The sequence below is a fragment of the Ferrimonas pelagia genome (genome assembly GCF_039543565.1).
In the GTDB taxonomy this organism is placed as follows: domain Bacteria; phylum Pseudomonadota; class Gammaproteobacteria; order Enterobacterales; family Shewanellaceae; genus Ferrimonas; species Ferrimonas pelagia.
In genome coordinates, this window is sequence record NZ_BAABJZ010000078.1 from 1 (window position 1) to 16,186 (window position 16,186).

A 16,186-nucleotide genomic window follows, 5' to 3' on the forward strand; every position below is an offset into this window, starting at 1 on the left:
CTATGACCACATTGTCGACCAGGTTGCAGATGCTTGGAACAGCTTTCGAAAAGATGCAGAACAAGTGCGGCATCTTTGCAGCAGGGAATGGGCCAGACTGACCAAATAGATAATGGAATTGGTATTAGTCTTATTGCAGCCTATTCGGCAGGACCTTGGCTGCGCGTCAGTACACAAGGTGATTGTTCAGTGGGGAAGCGGTCTGGTTCTTTAGCTACGCTTTAAGACAGCTTAATAAGGAGTTGTCATGCTGCCACTGATCATTCACGGCGATCTTCGGTCAACCCGTACCCGCGCGGTTGCTATGTGTTGTGAAGAGAAGGGCTTGGCCTATCGGCTTGAGCCTGTTGAGTATGGCTCCCCTGCGCACCTGCAGCAGAATCCGTTCGGACTTATCCCGGTATTGCAGCATGCGGGGGAGTACTTGTTTGAAACCGCGGCGATCCTGTATTACGTCAATGATGTTGCCCCGGGTCCAGAGTTGCTGCCCGATGAGCCGAGGGAGCGAGCCTTAGCCATGCAGTGGTGCAGTGCGGCTTTGTCGCAGTTAACCAGTGCAGCTGCTTGGTGTGAGCAGCATGACGTACTGGGCCAGGCTGAAGCGATCGAGCAGCGATTTGGTGAACTGCTCTTGCCTTTTTCATTGGCGATAGGGGAACAAGAGTTTGTTGGGACTGCGTCATTGACGCTGGCCGATCTATGCCTCTATCCATTGATCAATAAGTTGTATGGGGGCCAGCCTACCTTGGCAAAGGATCTGTCTTCGCTACAGCGATGGTCGAACATGATGGCACTGCGAGACAGTGCATTGGTGACTCAAGTAGATTATTTGCATCGCCGACAGGCCTGATCCGAGCCAGTCTCGGTATACTGAGGACACTAGAAGATAGGACTCGGTATGCTGACAAAATTGTTGTTTACCCTTGCTGTGATCGCTGGGGTAGTTTTCTTTTCGCGTCGGCGGACGCGAGCTCAAAGTTCGGATTTTACGCCTGCTCCAGTGCCCCAGTATCGCGGGCTCACCGTGTTTTTTGGTGCGCTGTTACTGCTGCTGGTTGCCGGGCTATTGGGGTACCGAGTTTGGGATGGTCATCGGCTATTGCATGTCTCGGTCGTTTCGGCTCAGGGAGAGGTTGCGTATTACACCGTGCGTAAAGGCAAGCTGAACGTCGACCATTTTACGACCATTGAGGGGCTTTATGTCAGGCTGGGCGCTCAGGACCGGATAGAAGTGAATCTCAAGTAAGTTAGCAAAAGCGCCAAGGTGGCGCTTTTGCTTTGATAGTCTCTTTGTTAATGGATGGCCGCTTTTTTCGGCTGTGTCTGCGTTAACTGCTGGGCGACTTTTTCGTTTTATCTCTCGACCTACCGCATCGACTTCAATGCCAAGGTTGCGTTGCCGGTGGCTGCCTTTCGGCCAGGCTCTCGGCAGTGAACCGCTTGGCTCCCTCTTATCGCTGTCTTGCGATGACGCCTCTCCCCCGTATGCCGTGTTCGAGATAAATAGCGCACAAGCTCGGGCGCGAGCCGCTCTCACGCGCAGCGTTTTACCGCGACACTCAAGGTTGAAGGCCGTATGCAAGTGCAATTACCAGTCACGATAAAGTTTTTGGGGTCTTTTTTTGTCGTCATGTTGCTGTCATATAAAACTGGGTTTGATGCCTAAGTGAGCAGAAGTCACTCCGGAGTGGCTGATTTTCAATCGTGGGCGCTGTGGTGATGATGCTGCTTTTGGGCTGCAATAGAACTGGAACCTAAGTGAAATATTTTTGTCATCTGAGTTTGGCCTAATGCACTCGCCGCCAGAGAGTGGCAACAAACAAGGATAACTTAAGGTTCTGACCATGAAAAAATTTGCTGCCGGCGCTTTGGCGCTTATGTCTATGTTCACCGCGTCTAGCGTTGTCGCTGGCGAAACCATCACTGTTTCTGGTTCTAATTCCATGACCAGTTTGATGGAGGTTCTTGCTGAAACTTATACCAATAAGACCGGTAACTTCGTTGAGGTGCAAGGCCCAGGTTCTTCCGCTGGGATCCGCGCAGCCAACCAAGGTACATCTCACATTGGTATGGCATCTCGTGCTGTAGCCGACAGTGAAATCGAAGCCGGTGTTGAGCGCATCATCATGGCAAACGATGGCATTGCAATCGTTGTGCACCCGAACAACACCATCGAGAATCTGACTACCGAGCAGGTTTCCAAAATTTATCGTGGCGAGATCTCCAACTGGGCCGAAGTGGGCGGCGAGCGCGCGCCTATCGTTGCAGTGACCCGCGATACCGCATCCGGTACTCGTGCCGGTTTTGAAGATGTACTGTCCCTGAAGCAAACCATTGCAGGCAAGAAGGTTTCCGCCATCTCGCCGCGCGCTCAAGTGGCCAACGGCAATGGCATGGTTAAGACCACTGCTGGCCAAAACCAAAACGCGATTGGTTACATCTCTCTGGGTACTGTAGATGAGTCTGTTAAGGCGCTGGACATCAATGGTGTTGACGCCTTGGTTGCTAACGTGCAAAACCAATCTTATCCGGTTGCTCGCTCCTTCGTGCTGATGACCGGTCCGAAGACTCCGGATTACGCGCACGCCTTTGTTGAGTGGATTTTGTCTGCAGAAGGTCAAGAAATCGTGGCTAAGAAAGGCTACGTACCGGCGAAATAAGCCGACTGCCCAATCGAGTTAGATTGAGCATTGTTTACAACAGACTGCGGCAGGGGTGCTGCAGTCTGTTTGCGGGTTTAATAGGGTTGTTAAAATTTTATGTCTGAAGTAAACGTGTTAGTGCAGAAAGACTCGGCGCAAGAGGAGCTAAAAAGCTCCCGACGTCGTGACTTCATTGAGCACGCGTTTCATGCGCTGTTTCTACTCAGTGCTTTTATCGGTGTTGCCTCTGTTATCACCATTGGTTTCTTCTTGGTAAAGGAAAGCTTGTCCGCGCCGCTGTATACCGGTGCGGATCTGGCTCGTTACTTGGTGGAAGAGGAAGGCCAGAGCATCTTTGGCTACGGTTGGTTACCGGACGGCGTGGTCGGGACCATTCAGATGTTGACCAACTCCACTTGGGCGCCACCGGCGATGTATGGCCTGGCACCGATGATCGCGGGCTCGTTGGCCGCCACGGGACTTGCCGTGTTGATGGGCGTGCCGGTGGGTGTTTTGACCGCCATTTTCCTTGCCGAGATCGCACCACAGCGTGTGGTTAATGTGATGCGTCCTGCCATTGAGCTACTGGCGGGGATCCCTTCGGTGGTATACGGCTTCTTCGGCTTGGTGGTGATTGTGCCGCTGATCGAAACGGTGTTTGATGTGCCGTCTGGTGCCAGCATCTTGGCCGGCTCCGTGGTGCTGTCCATTATGATCTTGCCGACGGTGATCGCCGTGTCTGAAACTTCGCTGCGTGCCGTGCCGCCGCAGTACCGAGAGGGTTCTTTGGCCTTAGGGGCTTCTAAGATCTACACCATTTTTAATGTGCTTATCCCGGCTGCCCGTTCAGGCATTTTAACCGGGGTGATCTTGGGGATGGCCCGAGCGGTCGGTGAAACCATGGCGATCATTATGGTCATGGGCAACACCCCGGCTATGCCGCAAGGTGTATTGGACTCAGCCATTACCCTGACTGCGAACATCGCTCTGGAGATGTCCTACGCCACCGGTGTTCACGCCAGTGCCCTGTACGCGTCCGGCGTTGTGCTGCTCGTATTCGTTATGCTGCTCAACGGTAGCTTGATGTACCTGAACCGTGAGAAGGCCAAATAAGCATGTTTACTCCTGATAACAAAGATAAGATCCTGACAGGCATGATCTGGTCCGCTGCAGTGCTGACCATGGGCTTTCTGATCTGGATCCTGTTCTACATTGTCAGCAACGGCATTGCCTACGTTGACTGGAGCTTCATCACCGACGACTACACCCGCACCGGTGATGAAGAGGGGATCTGGCCGATGATCATGGCCACTCTCTATATGGTTTTGCTGTCTATCTCGATTGCAGCCCCTATTGGGATCATGACCGCCATTTACTTGACCGAGTACGCGAAGCCCGGCAGTAAATTGGTGAAACTGATCCGTTTCTGTACCGAAGCGTTGGCCGGTATTCCGTCCATCGTATACGGTCTGTTTGGTATGACCTTCTTCGTAGTCGCCCTAGGTTTGGGCTTCTCGATCCTCTCTGGTGCCTTGACGCTGGCCATTTTGATTTTGCCGGTGATCATCCGTACCACGGAAGAAGCGATTATTTCTGTTCCACTGTCCTACCGTGAAGCCTCCTATGGTCTGGGTGCCTCGCGTCTGTACACCATCTGGCGGGTGATCCTCCCAGCCGCGATGCCAGGGATCGTGACCTCATTGATCCTCTCCATCGGTCGTATCGTGGGCGAGTCTGCCCCGGTATTTCTGACCGCAGGTATGGTGGCGCGGATCCCGGATTCGGTTTTCGATTCCGGCCGAACCCTGACGGTGCACCTGTATATGTTGACCACAGAGCTGTACACCCAACACGACTGGAATATGGCATTTGCCACTGCCACCGTGCTGGTGCTCTTGGTACTGGCGATCAATCTGATCACCAAGTTCATCACGAACAAATTCAGTAAAGCGACTTACTAAACAGACTTTTAGCGGTATATGACTATGAACACTTTTGAAATCAAAGATCTCGACCTGTACTACGGCGAAAACCAAGCGCTGAAATCCATTGAACTGGCGATCCCGCATAAGCAAGTCACTGCGTTTATCGGTCCTTCAGGCTGTGGTAAGTCGACGCTGCTGCGCACGCTGAACCGGATGAATGATCTGATCGCTGGCGTGACCATCAATGGTCAGGTCAAAATGGATGGCGCTGATATCTATGCTGACGTCGATGTACGCAAACTGCGTATGCGCTGTGGCATGGTGTTCCAGAAGGCGAACCCGTTCCCGATGAGCATCTATGAGAACGTGGCGTACGGCCAGAAAGCTCAGGGTGTAAAAGACAAAAAGACACTGGATAAGATCGTTGAAGATGCGCTGCGCAGCGCCGCTTTGTGGAATGAGGTTAAGGATCGACTGCATTCTCACGCTTTTGGCCTGTCTGGTGGTCAGCAGCAGCGCCTGTGTATTGCCCGTACCATCGCGATGAAGCCGGACGTGATCCTGATGGATGAGCCGACGTCGGCCTTGGATCCCATCGCGACGGCCCGTATTGAAGAGTTGATGGAAGATCTACGCAAAGAGTTTACCGTGGTGATCGTGACCCACTCGATGGCGCAGGCGCGCCGTATTGCCGATAAAACCGCCTTCTTCTTGATGGGCGAGTTGGTGGAGCACGGAGAGACAGAGCAGATCTTCACCGCCCCGAAAGATAAAAGAACCCACGGTTACATTACCGGGGACTTTGGCTAGTAAACCCACCCGCAAGCAAGTCAAAGCGCCCTTAGGGGCGCTTTTTTTATGTTTGGTCTGCGCGTTGTGATCTGGGTGAGCGATTTGGCGTACACCTGTACTCTATAATCTGGTCATATTTGACCAAATAGGGAACGTATTGATGCAACAAGAATGTAGCCAATGCCGGGAGTTGGTAGGACTTAGCGCTGTGGTTTGTCCTGAATGCGGAGCCGGACTTGCGTTAGACGCGCTTGCGGGGATCGATCCGGCGTTAACGCTACGCAGTCAGCGCGCTGCGAGTCGTTTTGGGCTGTGGCTGGGGACGTTTGGGATCCACCGCTTCTACCTAGGCCAACCGGTGCGGGGCAGCTTGTATTTGGCCTTCTGTTGGACGTTGGTGCCGACGGTACTGGGGATCGTCGATGGGATCCGGATGGCAAATATGTCACGGCAACAGTTCTATCGACGCTGCTGCTTGGCCTAACGCCCGTACTGCGAAAGCAAACCTTATCTTTAAGGCAATAAAGCCCGGCTCAGGTCGGGTTTTTTCACATAAGCTTAGGGTTGTAATGATATTGGTGGTTAGATGTTTTGTTGGTGTTTCTTGCTTTCGCTAGCGGTGGAAATTTTTATTTGCGCAACTACGAGTTGATTATGCTGCCATGGCTGGCGTTTCTTAGAGCGTGTAAGTAGGATGAGCTCGGAAGCAATACCATATAAAAACAATGCTCTAAGAAGGAAGTCCCGATGAAACTGATTCTACGCCTGTTGGCAGGGATCTTGGCCGGTCTGTTGATCGGTCTATACGCACCCGATGTACTGGTACGCCTGATGATGACGGTCCAGATGATCTTGGGCCAATTGATCAGCTTTGTGATCCCGCTGATCATTCTGTTCTTTATCGCCAGCGGTATCGCCAACTTGCAACGCAATAGCGGAAAGCTGTTGGGCCGCACTGTGGCGATCGCTTATGGCTCGACCTTGACCGCCGGGATCCTGGCCTATCTGTCGGCGTCGGCGTTTGTCCCTATGCTGGTCAGCGGCGGGGAGCTGAACGAGGTTGCTGAGCACGGTTTGAAGCCGTTCTTTGAGCTCAACGTACCAGCCCTGTTTGGTGTGATGAGCGCACTGGCTGCTGCCTTTATCTTCGGCTTGGGGATCTCTGTTACGGGCGCCCAGAGCCTGAAGTTGGTTGTTGATGAAGGCAAAGAGATCATCGATCGCCTGTTGGCGAAGGTGATCATCCCCGTCCTGCCGTTCTACATTGCCGGTGTTTTTGCTGGCTTTGGTGCTGACGGTTCGGTATTCGAAACCCTGAAGACCTTTGGTGTGGTGTTGGTATTGGCGGTGGCGATGCACTGGCTGTACCTGTCTGTGTTGTACATCATCACCGGCCTGCGCTGTGGCAAGTCACCATGGACCCTGATCCGGACGATGCTGCCTGCGTACGTTACCGCACTGGGTACCATGTCTAGCGCAGCAACCATCCCAGTGACCCTGCGTCAAGCCAAGCAAAATGGCGTATCTGATGAAGTTGCCAACTTCTCCATTCCTTTGTTTGCGTCTATCCACCTAGCTGGCTCGACCATTACCCTGACCACCTGTGCTATCGCCGTGATGCACATGTTCCCGAACATGGGGATCCCAGGTCTGGTTGAGATGATCCCCTTCATCATGATGCTGGGTGTGGTGATGATCGCGGCCCCCGGTGCGCCGGGCGGTGCGGTAATGTCCGCATTGGGTCTGCTGACTGCGATGTTGGGCTTTGGCGAGGCGGCGGTTGCTCTGATGATCGCGCTGTATATGGCGCAGGATAGCTTTGGCACCGCTTGTAACATCACTGGAGACGGCGCGTTGTCTTTGTTGGTGGATCAAGGCGAGCAGTCACAAGGCGAAGCGGTCAAGGCGTAAGCTCTGGATCATACCGTTTCTGTTGAAGCGACAGCCCAAGGGCTGTCGCTTTTTTTATCTTGCAGACAACCATTGCCGGCCGTTTCTCGTTTGGTGCTTAATCGACGGTTACGCCTTACTGGCCAAGCCGGCGCTGATGAGGGTTAGCCAAGGGCCGAGCGCTTCACACTTCGCACCGCAGCACTTCGCTGCTCTTTCGCTTCTGGCGCACGTCAGTGGTGCCCGTATTGGCACTGTACTCGTTGGCCTTAACAAGGATCCGGCCCGGCAACATTGTCGCAGATGACAGGCAGTCACTCGGGCAAGAAGTCGCTTTTGTGTTTGTATTCAACCTTGTTAATGATTGTCTCACTATACTGAACAACGCAAACGCGATGTGCTAGGGCCATTGTTGGCTACTTACCGATTAGCAAAACTAATGCGATGGTGGCCATTGCCGGCCAAATAATTCATTGTTCGTTGGGCTGGCTTTGCCGTACAGTACGCCAGAATTTTTAAGCCTTTAATTGCGAGACGCGTACACTGTGGAACTGACTCTTTATCTTCAATTTTTTCTAGGTTTGGTGGCGATCGTCAACCCGATCGGGATCTTGCCGGTGTTTGTGACCCTCACCAGTCACCTCAGTGAAGCGGAGCGTCGTCGTACGGCTATTCACGCCAATATCGCGGTGGTGGTGATCCTAATGGTCACCATGCTGGCAGGGCAATTGATCCTGGATATGTTCAGCATCTCCTTGTCCGCTTTCCGAGTGGCGGGTGGCACGTTGATCACCTTTATTGCCATGTCGATGCTGCAAGGCAAGCTGGGTGAAGTGAAGCACAATAAGGCAGAAGATCGTGAATCTGCGGCCAGAGAGTCGGTGGCGGTTGTGCCGCTGGCATTGCCTCTGATGGCGGGACCCGGCGCCATCAGCTCAGTGATCGTTTATGCCTCTGAGTACAGCGCACCGGCTAACCTGCTGGGGATGAGCGTGGCCATCGGACTGTTTGGTTTGATGAGCTGGGCGATCTTCCGCTTGGCATCGGTGATCTTCAAGCTCCTAGGACAAACGGGGATCAACGTGATCACCCGGATCATGGGTCTGTTGATGCTGTCGATCGGCATCGAGGTGGTGGCTGCGGGCTTGAAAGGCTTGTTCCCGTCATTGCTGTAGCCTGATCGATAGTGATCGAACCCCAACAAACCGGAGCCTGTCTCCGGTTTGTTGCATTCTGAGTGGACTCAGGTGCCTGACTTGAGTACGGCGTACGCCAGTGGTGCCAATAGCATGATGATAATGATGGCAACACAGGTAAATTGGACCCAGTGATCCTGCAGCTGATTGAGCTGCTCTTCCCGCTCCCGCCCATCAATATTGTCATTGGCTTGGGCTTGTCGATAGCGGTGCCACCAGTATAAATTGCCGACCAGCATGATCATCAAAACGACGAGTAAGCGCGATTCCATCCTAGGCTCCTCCATAATGTTCACCGTTAATATACAGCTAAATAACATTGCGGAAGTTGATGCTGTCACCGGTGTATGCAAAACAGATTGGGCTGCTAGAGTGACGTGCTTTGTAAAGCAGAAAAGGCGCCAAGCGGCGCCTTTTTTAGTCTAGCCAAGGGCTAAAAGTCGTCTAGGGTGATCAGACCCAACGGCAGGCCGCCGCCGACTTCGTCCCGAGCGATAGCGGTATAGAGTTTGCCGGCTTCAAGTGTCACCTGCAGAGGACCGATCGCAGCTTCTTGACTGCCGGTGGGTGTGACGGTCACGGTATAACTGCCAGCAGCGAGGATCAGTCGGCCGGTTTCGGCACCAATAGCCACATTGGAAAATGCGGGTGTCTCGTCACTGATATCGCTATCTGTGCCCAGATAGATGTCGACAGAGCCGGCGCTGGGCGAGGCGTGGATAAGGCGCAACCCGGCCTCGGTCGCGATCCGGCGGCGCTCATCAACTAAGACCAATGGTGCGATGTCAGCCAGTTCATTAATAGCCAGCACGGTGTAGGCGGTGTTGAGCTCGAAATTGACGTCGGCGTGGATGACGAAGGTCCCAGGGGCAGCAGCCGGCTCTACTTTGACATTGTAACTGCCTTGGGCCAGAGGCAGATAGTCACTGGCGATGGGGTAGGGCACGTCTGCAAGGGCTATTGTATCGTTCAGCAACACATTCACTGCTGGCGCATCGGGCGATGCATGGACTACGCGTACCTCGCTGCCAGCGTTGATGTCGGCGATCAGACCGACGCTGTCGTCCGACCACGCCAACACGTTAATTGGCGATGAACCGGTTCGCGTATTGGTCACTGCAACCAGCATGAGGTCAGTGCCAGCAGGGAGTGACAGTGCGCCGGTATCGAAGACAACGGTTTTATCGTTGGCGGGCGTGATCCGGACCTGGTATTGTCCCGCAGCGAGCTCGATCAAGTCACTGTTGGTCATGAACGGTACGTTGCTTAATGCAGGAGATATCATGCTGATATCTGCGTTGGTCTCGGTCAGATAGATGTCCACCGCCGGTGCATCCGGGCTGGCATGTAACACCTGTAGGCGGATGTTGCCGGCGCCGAACTCGGTCTTGGCCCGACTTAGGATCAATGGCGCCAGAGTTTGGTCGGCGACTTTGCCCAGTGCAATAATGGAATATTCCGTATCCTCGTCAACCGGCAGTTCAGCCGGTCCGAGCACGGTGGCAGTGGCATCATTTGGCAGCAGAGCGTCGACGGCGATTTGATAGGTTTCTGTCGGTAACTCGATAAAGCCAGAGCCGGTCTGATACTCGACATTGGCCAGCGCGGTGTCGCCGTTCACTTGAATGTTAACGGCGGGAGCATCTGGAGAGGCGTGCAGGACGCGAATATATCCGGATGGCTCTTCTAGCAGGGGGGCGATGTCGTTGTCGTTATCGTCGTCACAGCCGATAAGGGTGAGCGGTGCCAGTGCAAGCACGGCTAGGTGTGTGCAAAACTTCATGAGGGCTCTCCGATGGGATACTCGGAAGCCTTTAACGTCACCATTCGCTTATCGGATCACAAGCGGGATTGCAGCTCAAACAGGTTACCGGATGTGGCACTGAACAGGTTCTCATGCAGACGAGCGGCAAAATCATCGGTCAGTCCAGAGATGTAGTCGGCGATCACCCGGCTGCCACTGTGACCCGCGGCGGTGTGTTGTTGCCAGATCTGCCCGGTAATGCGGGGCAAGAGTCGCTCAGGATCCGACGCGAATGCTTCAAACAGCTCCATCACCATCTGCTGGCCCTTAAACTCCAAGAGCTGGACCTCGGGTTTCTTCACCACGTTATGTAAGACAAAGCGTTTCAGGAGTTTGAGCAGCGCTTGATAGTCTGGCTCGAGTACCGCTCGCTGTGCCAGCAAGGGGTTTTGTAGATCTGGCTGGGCCTTGAGGGTCACGGCGCAGACGAGCCCATTGACCAAGGTGCCGATCGCGTCTTTGCGGCGGTATTGCTCTTTGCAGAACAGATCAGCGCTGATCCGCGCCATCTCGCTATCTTGGTAGGGGCTGGGGCCTTGCTTGAGGGCTTGCTGCACCTCGTTGTCCCAGCTGTCGGGATGGACGATCCCCAGCACGATCGCGTCTTCCAGATCGTGCACTGAATAGGCGATGTCGTCGGCCAACTCCATGATGGAGCAATCCAGCGAGCGGTGACGAGCGCGCAGGTGACCATTGGCCCCGGGTGTATCGGTCACGCACTGAAACTGCTGACGGTCGTCCGAGCAGAGGGGTGCCAAGACCCAATCGAGGATCGCACTGTCCTCGTCAAACAGGGCTTTGGCCGGCTGCCAATCACTGGCCTTGAGTTGACGAAAGTTGACGGCAGGTGGATGCTGTTGCGGCTTGGCGACGCTGCCATGGCAAACCGGGTACTTCAGGACGCCAAGCAGGCTGCGACGGCTGAGGTTCATGCCATAGTGCTGGGTATAGGGCTCGAGCTGAGTCAATATTCGAAACGTTTGGCCATTGCCTTCGAATCCGCCGTGCTCCCTCATCATATAATTCAGGGCGATCTCGCCGCCATGACCAAATGGCGGGTGACCGATATCGTGCGCGAGGCAGAGGGCCTCGATCAGCTGATCGTCCAGCAGTGGGGCGATCTCCGGGTGTTTGCTGCGCAGTTGGGCATTGAGCCCGGTTCCGATCTGGGCGGCTTCGATTGAGTGGGTCAGTCGGGTGCGATAGAAGTCGTTCATGCCGACGCCGAGTACCTGCGTCTTGGACTGCAGCCGACGAAAGGCGGCGGAGTGCAACACCCGGCCTTTGTCTCTGTGATAGGGCGAGCGTTGATCGTGCCGGCGTGGCCGATCCTCGTCAAAGCGTCTTTGCTGCCAGGGATCTACCGATGAGTTCATCTTGCCTCCTCAAGGACTTACCCTGAGTCTGCGCCAGCATAGGCGCAGCGGTCAAGTGGGTTCGGCCAGTGTATCTAAGGTTGCACCGCAGGCAGCAAGAAACACATCGAGAAAGTAGGTCACCTCGGGCTGCTGCCGCAACTCCTCCATTTTTGGGGCGAGTTTGTCGATAACGTGGGTGAACTCGTGGTTGTGGTGCGCCAACTCATCCTTGGCCTTTAGGTAGGCACAGATCACATCGGCAGCTTTGACGATGGTGGCATACTCGGCCGGCACCTGGCTTTGCACCAGCAATTCGGCAAAATCCGCCTGAAACTCGGCAGGCAAGGTTGCCAGACACTGTTGCTCGGCGGCGGCTTCGAGTTGCTTAAATTCGCGGGTGATCTCCGGGTTGGAGTATTTCACCGGGCTGACAATATCGCCTAACCGGGTTTCGGAGCACTCATGGTAGAGGGCGATGGTTGCGGCCTTTTCCGGGATCAATTGGCCGCCAAACTTACGGTTTTTGATCAGCGCCAACAGGTGGGCGACAACGGCCACCTGATGGCTGTGCTCGGCCACGTTTTCTGGTTTGACGCAATACATCAGAGACCAGCGCCGGATCAGCGGCATACGGAACAACCACGCGAGGAAGGTGCTGGACTCTGGTGTCATTTAGGCGCTCCTACTGTTTATAGCGGTTGAGGAAGGACTCAAACTTGTCCATCGCTTTGTCCAGATCCTCCAGGTGGGGCAGGAAGACAAAACGCAGATGATCCGGCTCTGGCCAGTTAAAGGCGGTGCCCTGCACCAACAGGATCTTTTCCTGCATCAGCAGATCCAGCACCAGCTTCTGATCGTCCACTAGGTTGAATTTCTTTGGATCCAGTCGCGGGAAGGCGTACATGGCGCCTTGGGGCTTATAGCAACTGACCCCATCAATGGCGTTGAGACGCTCGACCACCAGATCGCGCTGCTGGCATAACCGGCCAGTGGGCAGCAACAATTCATTGATCGACTGGTAGCCGCCCAGCGCGGTTTGAATGGCATGTTGCATCGGGACGTTGGCGCACAATCGCATGGACGCGAGCATCTCGAGGCCCTCAATGTAGCCCTTTGCCTTGCTGCGATCGCCAGACAGCATCATCCAACCGGCGCGGAACCCCGCAGCCCGGTAGGCCTTAGACAGGCCATTGAAGGTGATGATGAACAGATCGTCCGCCAGTGAGGCGAGGGGAATGTGGACCGCTTGATCGTAGAGGATCTTGTCGTAGATCTCGTCGGCAAACACGATCAGGTTGTGTTCGCGTGCGATCTGCAACAAGTCCAACAACATGGTGCGGCTGTACACCGCGCCGGTCGGGTTGTTGGGGTTGATGATCACCAGCCCTCGGGTTTGGGGGGTGATCTTGCGGCGGATATCGTCGAGATCCGGCATCCAGTCGGCCTGCTCATCACACAGGTAATGGCGGGCAGTGCCGCCGCCCAGATTGACGGAGGCGGTCCACAGCGGGTAATCCGGCGCCGGCACCAGGATCTCATCGCCGTTGTTGAGTAGCCCTTGCATCGCCATGACGATCAACTCCGACACGCCATTGCCGATGTAGATATCTTCGACATCGACATCGCGGATCCCATGGGGCTGATAGTGCTGCATCACCGCTTTACGCGCCGAGAACAGCCCTTTTGAGTCGCAATAGCCCTGACTGTCAGGAAGGTTATGGATCACATCGCGAATGATCTCTTCCGGGGCCTCGAAACCAAAGGGCGCGGGGTTGCCAATATTGAGCTTGAGTACACGATGCCCCTCCTCCTCCAGGCGCTTGGCTTCTCTGGCCACAGGTCCTCGAATGTCGTAGCAGACGGTATTCAGTTTATTGGACTTGTTGATGGCGCTCATGGGTAACCTTACTGCTTGAAATCGTTAAAGGAGGCTATACCACCATAGCCAAAAGCGAAGGGACAGGGAAGAGAGACTTGATGTGATCTGTGTCACAGCATAATATCATAGCCCGTTAGGTGGTTTGACCAGTTGAGGTGGATGTGGATTGGTTTGCGAGTGCCAGGACGGTACAGCGGGTATTAAACCTGTGGCCACCGTTTTTGTTTACGGGGATCCGGATCGAGCGGTTATCGCCCGATTATCGTTATTGCCGGGTGGCGCTGCGGCTGCGGCCTTGGAATAAGAACGGCAATGGAACCCACTTTGGTGGCAGCTTATTTGCGATGACCGATCCGGTCTATTCCATGATGTTAATGGGGATCTTCGGCAAGGCGTATCGGATCTGGGATAAGGAGGCGGACATCGACTACCTCAGGCCGGGCCGAGGACGAGTGTATGCGGAGTTTCGATTAACCGATGGCCAGTTGGATGCGATCCGTCGTTCGACGTCGCAAGGCGATAAGGCACTGCCGGAGTTTGTGGTGGAGGTAAAGGATGAAAGCGGGGAGGTGATCAGTCGTCTTCGCCGTGTGCTTTACGTGCGAAAGAAACCGCCGAAGCAAGCAAGGAAACGACACGAGCCAGCGTTGCCGCAAGGCAGGGACGGATAAGCCTCGATATTTGGACACAAAAAAGGACCCGTCAGGGCCCTTTTTGCGAAGCGCAGGGACTTAGGCCAACTCGGCCAAGCACATCTCTTCATAGATCTGCTTAACCCAGGCGTCCACACGCTGCTCAGTCAGCTCAGGTTGACGATCCTCGTCAATGCCTAGGCCAACGAAGGTGTTGTCGTCCACCAGCGCCTTGGAGGCTTCGAACTCAAAGCCTTCGGTGGAGGTGTGACCAACGATGATGGCGCCGCGGTCGCGGACGATGTCGCCCAGCTGACCCATGGCGTCAAGGAAGTACTCGGCGTAGTCTTCCTGATCACCACAGCCAAAGATGGCCACCAGCTTGTCGTTGAAGTCCAACTGCTCCAGCTCTGGGAAGAAATCATCCCAGTCACACTGGGCTTCGCCGTAGTACCAGGTTGGGATCCCGAGGATCAGCAGGCTGAACTCATCGATCTCTTCCTTGCTGCTCTTGGCGATGTCCTTAACAGCGACCAACTCACCCAATTTTTTCTGGATCATCTTGGCAACGGCTTCGGTATTACCGGTGTCGCTACCAAAGAACAGACCTACGCTTGCCATTCGTTTACCTACTTGTGCTAGTGAAACTTGTTCTGTTAATGAAATCACACACCTGTCAAAGGTGTTCGGAGTCGACATCAAACTGCGCCAGTAAGATCGACTCAATCAATTGACTGCGGGTGATATTACTGTCCAAGGCCCGGTCATTCAAGGCGTTGTAAAGCTCTTCTGAGACCTTGAACTCGATGCGTTTTAACCCTTTCGACTTATCTCGCAGTATTTGATTGCGTTTGTTGATCCGCAACTGCTCTTCTCGAGACAAGGGGTTGGTCCTGGGTCGGCCACGCCGCTTTTCGGTGGCAAACATGTCCAGGGTGGTTCTGTCAGATTTTTCGATTGCCATTGTGCGACGCTATCAGCTGAGCCCTGTCCCCTCCCAAAAGAGTTGGATCACTCCTTTGGCGATGAAGCCGGCACAACCTAAAAACAATACTAACCAGACGATAAAGCGGCCGAATGGCGGCACTTTACCTTGTTTGAGAACGTCCCTGATCGACATGCCAATAAGAAAAAATACGCCGGCAAAAAGCAGGTTAAGACCGAGAGTCTCCAACTGCTCAAAATGGCTATTCAACATGCCGTTACCTTCCTGGTACCTCTGAAGCGCGGAACTATACCACAGCGATTATTGGCTGACTACGTCCTCGCGGGATCGTTGAAAAAACTGCAGGGTTAGGCGGTTAAAGAGCTCGGGTTTCTGGCTGTGGAGCCAGTGGCCGGCCCCGGCGAGGATCTGGGCCTTGGCATTGGGGAAACGTCGCTTTATCTCAGCTTGATGGGCGGGCAGCAGATAGTCGGACTCGGCGCCCTTGAGCATCAGGGTTGGGCCGATATAGGGCGGTAACTCAGGCACAGCGTCAATTAATTGCGGGTAGGCTGCAGTGATGGCATCGAGCTGGATCTGCCAGCGGTAGCCGCCGTTGCCATCGGGCTTGAGGTTTTTGAGCAAAAAGGCGGCGGTGGCGAGATCGATCCCCGCAGAGAGCAGGTGATCCTGCGCGTGTTTGCGGCTGCGTAGCCGCGACGGTTTTAGCCCACTGAGTGCCTCGAGCACCCTGTCGTGGCGGCGCTGATAGGCGACCGGTGCGATGTCTGCCACGATCAAGGCTTGGCAGTGTTCTGGGTGGGACTGGGCGTAGGTCATGGCGACTTTGCCGCCGAGGCTGTGGCCGAGCAGGTACAGCTTGCTGAGTGCCAGTTGGTGGCGCAATTGCTCGAGATCGTGCGCCATCTCCGCAAACGTCATGCTGCTTTGTCGCGGGTTGTCGCCGTGGTTGCGCAGAGAGATCTGCAGCGTCTGCCAGCCGTGTTGGCGCAGGTGGCGCGCACAGCCAGCTAGGTTGTCGAGATCACCAAACAAGCCGTGGAGCAACACCACGACCGGGCCGTCGCCTTGGAGCAGGTAATTCATGCGGTACCTCCTTGAACCGTTATCGAGCGCAGTGAT

General features: G+C 54.7%; 19 protein-coding genes. 10 read left to right on the forward strand and 9 right to left on the reverse strand.

From position 1 onward, the window contains the following. The first annotated feature begins 247 nt into the window (after window positions 1-247). From ABEA08_RS11785 to ABEA08_RS11825, 9 genes are all read left to right on the forward strand, one after another. The gene (locus ABEA08_RS11785) at window positions 248-850 is read left to right on the forward strand and encodes a glutathione S-transferase family protein (RefSeq protein ID WP_345335511.1); all 603 of its coding nucleotides are present in this window, start codon (window positions 248-250) and stop codon (window positions 848-850) included. A gap of 48 nt (window positions 851-898) precedes the next feature. After that, complete coding sequence (locus ABEA08_RS11790) at window positions 899-1,246, forward strand: hypothetical protein (RefSeq protein WP_345335512.1); 348 nt, start codon at window positions 899-901, stop codon at window positions 1,244-1,246. 598 nt (window positions 1,247-1,844) lie between these two features. Then, window positions 1,845-2,660 carry a phosphate ABC transporter substrate-binding protein gene (locus ABEA08_RS11795; RefSeq protein WP_345335513.1) on the forward strand — a complete coding sequence of 272 codons (816 nt, stop codon included), beginning with the start codon at window positions 1,845-1,847 and terminating at the stop codon, window positions 2,658-2,660. A 99-nt stretch (window positions 2,661-2,759) separates the two neighbouring features. Then, window positions 2,760-3,755 (forward strand): phosphate ABC transporter permease subunit PstC, encoded by a 996-nt coding sequence (pstC, locus tag ABEA08_RS11800; RefSeq protein WP_345335514.1) that lies wholly within the window; start codon window positions 2,760-2,762, stop codon window positions 3,753-3,755. A gap of 2 nt (window positions 3,756-3,757) precedes the next feature. Continuing rightward, on the forward strand, window positions 3,758-4,603 hold the full coding sequence (pstA, locus tag ABEA08_RS11805; RefSeq protein WP_345335515.1) for a phosphate ABC transporter permease PstA: 846 nt from the start codon (window positions 3,758-3,760) through the stop codon (window positions 4,601-4,603). A 24-nt stretch (window positions 4,604-4,627) separates the two neighbouring features. Next, entirely contained in the window at window positions 4,628-5,377 is a 750-nt protein-coding gene (pstB, locus tag ABEA08_RS11810) for a phosphate ABC transporter ATP-binding protein PstB (protein WP_345335517.1), read from the forward strand. Window positions 5,378-5,519: 142 nt separating this feature from the next. Next, window positions 5,520-5,843 (forward strand): TM2 domain-containing protein, encoded by a 324-nt coding sequence (locus ABEA08_RS11815; protein WP_345335518.1) that lies wholly within the window; start codon window positions 5,520-5,522, stop codon window positions 5,841-5,843. 263 nt (window positions 5,844-6,106) lie between these two features. Next, a complete protein-coding gene (locus ABEA08_RS11820; protein WP_345335519.1) occupies window positions 6,107-7,270 on the forward strand; it encodes a dicarboxylate/amino acid:cation symporter in 1,164 nt (387 codons plus the stop codon). Window positions 7,271-7,794: 524 nt separating this feature from the next. Beyond that, complete coding sequence (locus tag ABEA08_RS11825; RefSeq protein WP_345335520.1) at window positions 7,795-8,424, forward strand: YchE family NAAT transporter; 630 nt, start codon at window positions 7,795-7,797, stop codon at window positions 8,422-8,424. 68 nt (window positions 8,425-8,492) lie between these two features. On the opposite strand, the gene ABEA08_RS11830 is transcribed toward ABEA08_RS11825, so the two are convergent. From ABEA08_RS11830 to ABEA08_RS11850, 5 genes are all read right to left on the reverse strand, one after another. Continuing rightward, window positions 8,493-8,717, reverse strand: coding sequence for a hypothetical protein (locus ABEA08_RS11830; RefSeq protein ID WP_345335521.1), 225 nt, complete (start codon window positions 8,715-8,717; stop codon window positions 8,493-8,495). A gap of 161 nt (window positions 8,718-8,878) precedes the next feature. Further along, window positions 8,879-10,228 (reverse strand): DUF4397 domain-containing protein, encoded by a 1,350-nt coding sequence (locus ABEA08_RS11835; protein ID WP_345335522.1) that lies wholly within the window; start codon window positions 10,226-10,228, stop codon window positions 8,879-8,881. Between the two features lie 56 nt (window positions 10,229-10,284). Continuing rightward, window positions 10,285-11,625: an anti-phage deoxyguanosine triphosphatase gene (locus ABEA08_RS11840; RefSeq protein WP_345335523.1), complete on the reverse strand. Its 1,341-nt coding sequence runs from the start codon at window positions 11,623-11,625 to the stop codon at window positions 10,285-10,287. Between the two features lie 51 nt (window positions 11,626-11,676). Next, window positions 11,677-12,279 (reverse strand): 5'-deoxynucleotidase, encoded by a 603-nt coding sequence (yfbR, locus tag ABEA08_RS11845; protein WP_345335524.1) that lies wholly within the window; start codon window positions 12,277-12,279, stop codon window positions 11,677-11,679. Between the two features lie 10 nt (window positions 12,280-12,289). After that, window positions 12,290-13,504, reverse strand: coding sequence for a pyridoxal phosphate-dependent aminotransferase (locus ABEA08_RS11850; protein WP_345335525.1), 1,215 nt, complete (start codon window positions 13,502-13,504; stop codon window positions 12,290-12,292). A 143-nt stretch (window positions 13,505-13,647) separates the two neighbouring features. On the opposite strand from ABEA08_RS11850, the gene ABEA08_RS11855 reads away from it, so the two are divergent. Beyond that, a complete protein-coding gene (locus tag ABEA08_RS11855; RefSeq protein WP_345335526.1) occupies window positions 13,648-14,157 on the forward strand; it encodes a DUF4442 domain-containing protein in 510 nt (169 codons plus the stop codon). A gap of 60 nt (window positions 14,158-14,217) precedes the next feature. On the opposite strand, the gene fldA is transcribed toward ABEA08_RS11855, so the two are convergent. The 4 genes from fldA to ABEA08_RS11875 are packed head-to-tail and all read right to left on the reverse strand — an operon-like array spanning window position 14,218 to window position 16,150. Next, window positions 14,218-14,739, reverse strand: a complete 522-nt coding sequence (fldA, locus tag ABEA08_RS11860) for a flavodoxin FldA (RefSeq protein WP_345335527.1) — start codon at window positions 14,737-14,739, stop codon at window positions 14,218-14,220. 55 nt (window positions 14,740-14,794) lie between these two features. After that, window positions 14,795-15,082: a LexA regulated protein gene (gene ybfE, locus ABEA08_RS11865; RefSeq protein ID WP_345335528.1), complete on the reverse strand. Its 288-nt coding sequence runs from the start codon at window positions 15,080-15,082 to the stop codon at window positions 14,795-14,797. A gap of 12 nt (window positions 15,083-15,094) precedes the next feature. Beyond that, complete coding sequence (locus tag ABEA08_RS11870) at window positions 15,095-15,316, reverse strand: DUF2788 domain-containing protein (RefSeq protein ID WP_345335529.1); 222 nt, start codon at window positions 15,314-15,316, stop codon at window positions 15,095-15,097. 48 nt (window positions 15,317-15,364) lie between these two features. Then, window positions 15,365-16,150 carry an alpha/beta fold hydrolase gene (locus ABEA08_RS11875; protein WP_345335530.1) on the reverse strand — a complete coding sequence of 262 codons (786 nt, stop codon included), beginning with the start codon at window positions 16,148-16,150 and terminating at the stop codon, window positions 15,365-15,367. Window positions 16,151-16,186 lie beyond the last annotated feature (36 nt).